Source organism: Streptomyces sp. NPDC127084 (assembly GCF_042724175.1).
Lineage (GTDB): Bacteria > Actinomycetota > Actinomycetes > Streptomycetales > Streptomycetaceae > Streptomyces.
This window is the reverse complement of the sequence record NZ_JBHXFA010000051.1, coordinates 39,724-43,149: the sequence shown is the minus strand read 5'-3', so window position 1 is coordinate 43,149 and position 3,426 is coordinate 39,724. Positions and strand designations below refer to the sequence as shown.

General features: G+C 71.0%; 4 protein-coding genes. 2 read left to right on the top strand and 2 right to left on the bottom strand.

Annotated elements, in window-relative coordinates; translation table 11 throughout:
- Positions 1 to 63: 63 nt before the first annotated feature.
- Complete coding sequence (locus tag ACFWI9_RS14770; protein ID WP_387161949.1) at positions 64 to 216, bottom strand: hypothetical protein; 153 nt, start codon at positions 214 to 216, stop codon at positions 64 to 66.
- Between the two features lie 99 nt (positions 217 to 315).
- Entirely contained in the window at positions 316 to 996 is a 681-nt protein-coding gene (gene phoU, locus ACFWI9_RS14765) for a phosphate signaling complex protein PhoU (protein ID WP_387161947.1), read from the bottom strand.
- Between the two features lie 226 nt (positions 997 to 1,222).
- Here phoU and ACFWI9_RS14760 point away from each other — a divergent pair, with 226 nt between their 5' ends.
- Both ACFWI9_RS14760 and ACFWI9_RS14755 read left to right on the top strand, forming a co-directional pair.
- Positions 1,223 to 2,584: a sensor histidine kinase gene (locus tag ACFWI9_RS14760; RefSeq protein ID WP_387161944.1), complete on the top strand. Its 1,362-nt coding sequence runs from the start codon at positions 1,223 to 1,225 to the stop codon at positions 2,582 to 2,584.
- On the top strand, positions 2,581 to 3,261 hold the full coding sequence (locus ACFWI9_RS14755; protein ID WP_387161942.1) for a response regulator: 681 nt from the start codon (positions 2,581 to 2,583) through the stop codon (positions 3,259 to 3,261). Before ACFWI9_RS14760 ends, ACFWI9_RS14755 begins: the two co-directional genes overlap by 4 nt.
- The last annotated feature ends 165 nt before the right edge of the window (positions 3,262 to 3,426 follow it).

Here is a 3,426-nt window from a genome sequence, read left to right as displayed (position 1 = left end):
GGGGTGGACACCCCGGGGCGGGGCCCTCCTCATGTGCTGTTGCTGTTGCCGCTGCCGGTGTGGTCAGCCGCCGCACTGGCACGGGCCGCCGGACTGGCAACCGCAGCCGCAGCTGGAGCCGCAGCCGCAGGCGCCGAGGATCGGCAGTTGGCGCGATGGGGGCACTTCGACAGAGGCGTTCTGCTCACGTACGTCGGTCGCGGGGGAATCTGCCATGGGGTGGGTCCCTCCTCCTGGGCGTACTCGTGTCGCCGTACCCCATTGCATGCCCACTCAGACCGGCGCATCAACGGCGCACAGAGGTGCGGCTCCGCGTCACGCGCCCTCGACCGGGCCGGTGTCCGCCTGGAGTTCGTCGGCGTGCTCACCCGTCACCAGGTAGACCACCCGCTTGGCGACCGACACCGCGTGATCGGCGAAGCGCTCGTAGTAGCGGCCGAGCAGGGTCACATCGACCGCCGTCTCGATGCCGTGCTTCCAGCGGTCGTCGATCAGGTGCTGGAACAGCGTCCGGTGCAGCAGGTCCATCTCGTCGTCGTCCGTCTCCAGCTGGAGCGCCAGGTCGACGTCCTTGGTGATGATCACCTCGGCGGCCTTGGCCATCAGACGCTGGGCGAGCTGGCCCATCTCCAGAATGGTGGCGTGCAGGTCACGCGGGACGGCGGTGTTCGGGAAACGCAGCCGGGCCAGTTTGGCCACATGCTGCGCCAGGTCTCCGGAGCGCTCCAGGTCGGCGCTCATCCGCAGCGAGGTCACCACGATGCGCAGGTCCGTCGCGACCGGCTGCTGCCGGGCCAGCAGGGCTATCGCCCGCGCCTCCAGGTCGTGCTGGAGATCGTCCACCTTCTGGTCTGCGGCGATCACGCTCTCGGCGAGCTTCAGATCCGCGTCGAGGATCGCGGTTGTGGCACGCCCGATCGCCGATCCGACCAGCCGGGCCATCTCGACCAGGCCCTCGCCGATCGAGTCCAGTTCCTCGTGGTACGCGTCCCGCATGGGAAGTCCCTCTCTCGATACGTACGAACCCCGGGTGGGATGAGTGGGTTGAGCCTCCCACGGTGGGTTGAGCCTCCCACGCCGCCACGGTCACCCCTGTACGCGTACGGTCCCTCCCGCCGAAGTGAACCGCCACTTTCCCCTCAGTGAACTCTGGGCGACGAGTGCCCGAGGTGCCACCCGGATGGCTGGGAGAGTGTCCGCCGGCCCGCATAACCTGGGTGGCATGGACGTGAACGCGGCGGTCGCCGCATTGGCCGCGATCGCCGGGGTGTGCACCGGCGTGATCGCCATGCTGGCGTTCCGCTGGAGCGAGCGCGACCAGGCAAGGCCCACCCGCACCTCGCTGCACACGGACGCCGCGCTGCCGCCCGGCGTCGACACCGTGCTGTCCGTACTCCGCTCATCGGCGGTCGTGCTCGACGAGAGCGACTCGGTGGTCAAGGCGAGCTCGGCCGCCTACGCGCTCGGCCTGGTCAGGGGCGGAAAGCTGACCGTGGAGCCGATGCTGCACATGGCCCGCGACACCCGCAGGGACGGTGAGATACGCCAGGTCGAGCTCGATCTGGACCGCCGCGGCACCGGCCGCGGCGAGGCGCTCGCCGTCTCCGCCCGGGTCGCACCGCTGGGCTCCCGGCTTGTGCTTCTCCTCGTCGACGACCTCACCGAGGCCCGCCGCATCGAAGCGGTACGGCGCGACTTCGTCGCCAACGTCAGCCATGAACTCAAGACCCCGGTCGGTGCGCTCTCGCTGCTCTCCGAAGCGGTGATGGACGCCTCGGACGACCCCGAGGCGGTCGCGCGCTTCGCGGGCCGTATGCAGATCGAGGCGACCCGTCTCACCAATCTCGTACAGGAGCTGATCGACCTCTCGCGGGTGCAGAACGACGACCCGCTGGAGGACGCCGAGCCGGTACGGGTGGACGAGCTGGTCGCCGAGGCCATCGACCGCTCCCGGCACACCGCGTCCACCAAGCAGATCACCATGGCCGCCGGCGGCACCGCCGACCTGCACGTCTGGGGCAACCGCGGCCAGCTTGCCGCCGCCCTCGGCAACCTGGTCGAGAACGCCGTCAACTACTCACCGGCCCGCACCCGCGTCGGCATCGCCGCGCGGCGTGTCCCGGCGTCCGGCGGGGACGCGATCGAGATCGCCGTCACCGACCAGGGCATCGGCATCTCGGAGAAGGACCGCGAGCGCATCTTCGAGCGGTTCTACCGGGTCGATCCGGCCCGCTCCCGGGCCACCGGCGGTACGGGTCTCGGCCTGGCCATCGTGAAGCATGTGGCCGCCTCGCACGGCGGGGAGGTCACGGTGTGGAGCACCGAAGGCCAGGGCTCCACCTTCACCCTTCGGCTGCCAGAAGCCGGTTCCGTCCGCGACCGGGACCGCACGGGCGGCAGCACCATCATCCCGGCAACGCCCACCACAGCGGTCTCCGCCGCCGACGTCGACGTCCTGGACGGTGGCGACCGCGGCGACGGCGACGGTGGCGGGGCATACCGCCGAGACAGCGACACCCACCCCGGTCCGGCACCCAGGACCACCACACGCGTACCACTGCCTGCCCCGGAGGCCCTTCAGTGACCCGAGTGCTTGTCGTCGAGGACGAGGAGTCCTTCAGCGACGTCCTTTCCTACATGCTCCGCAAGGAGGGCTTCGAGGTCGCCGTCGCGGCCACAGGGCCCGAGGGACTTGACGAGTTCGAGCGCAACGGCGCCGATCTCGTCCTCCTCGACCTCATGCTGCCGGGGCTGCCCGGCACCGAGGTCTGCCGTCAGCTGCGCGGCCGGTCCAATGTCCCCGTGATCATGGTGACCGCGAAGGACAGCGAGATCGACAAGGTCGTCGGTCTGGAGATAGGGGCCGACGACTATGTGACCAAGCCCTTCTCCTCGCGGGAGCTCGTCGCGCGGATCCGTGCAGTGCTGCGGCGCCGGGGTGAGCCGGAGGAGGTCGCCCCGGCGGCGCTCGAGGCCGGTCCGGTCCGGATGGACGTGGACCGGCATGTCGTCACGGTCGCCGGCGCCAAGGTCGATCTGCCGCTCAAGGAGTTCGACCTGCTGGAGATGCTGCTGCGCAACGCGGGCCGGGTGCTGACCCGTATGCAGCTGATCGACCGGGTCTGGGGCGCGGACTACGTGGGCGACACCAAGACGCTCGACGTCCACGTCAAGCGGCTGCGGGCCAAGATCGAGCCCGACCCCGGCGCCCCTCGGTACCTGGTCACGGTGCGCGGCCTGGGCTACAAGTTCGAGCCGTAAGCCGGGCCGCGATGCCTCGTCGCGTACGCGTGCACATGTCGGCGGGGGCGCCCGGGGGGAGGGGGGGGGGGGCGGCCCGCACACCGGGCCGCGGGGGGTGGCGGTGGCGGGGGGGGCCCCCCCCCCCCCCCCCCCCCCCCCGCCCCCCCCCCCAACCCCCCGGGG

Bases quoted from the DNA above. Each gene is read 5' to 3' on its own strand.
- ACFWI9_RS14770 (WP_387161949.1), bottom strand. From the start codon at position 216: ATGGCAGATTCCCCCGCGACCGACGTACGTGAGCAGAACGCCTCTGTC.
- phoU (WP_387161947.1), bottom strand. From the start codon at position 996: ATGCGGGACGCGTACCACGAGGAACTGGACTCGATCGGCGAGGGCCTG.
- ACFWI9_RS14760 (WP_387161944.1), top strand. From the start codon at position 1,223: ATGGACGTGAACGCGGCGGTCGCCGCATTGGCCGCGATCGCCGGGGTG.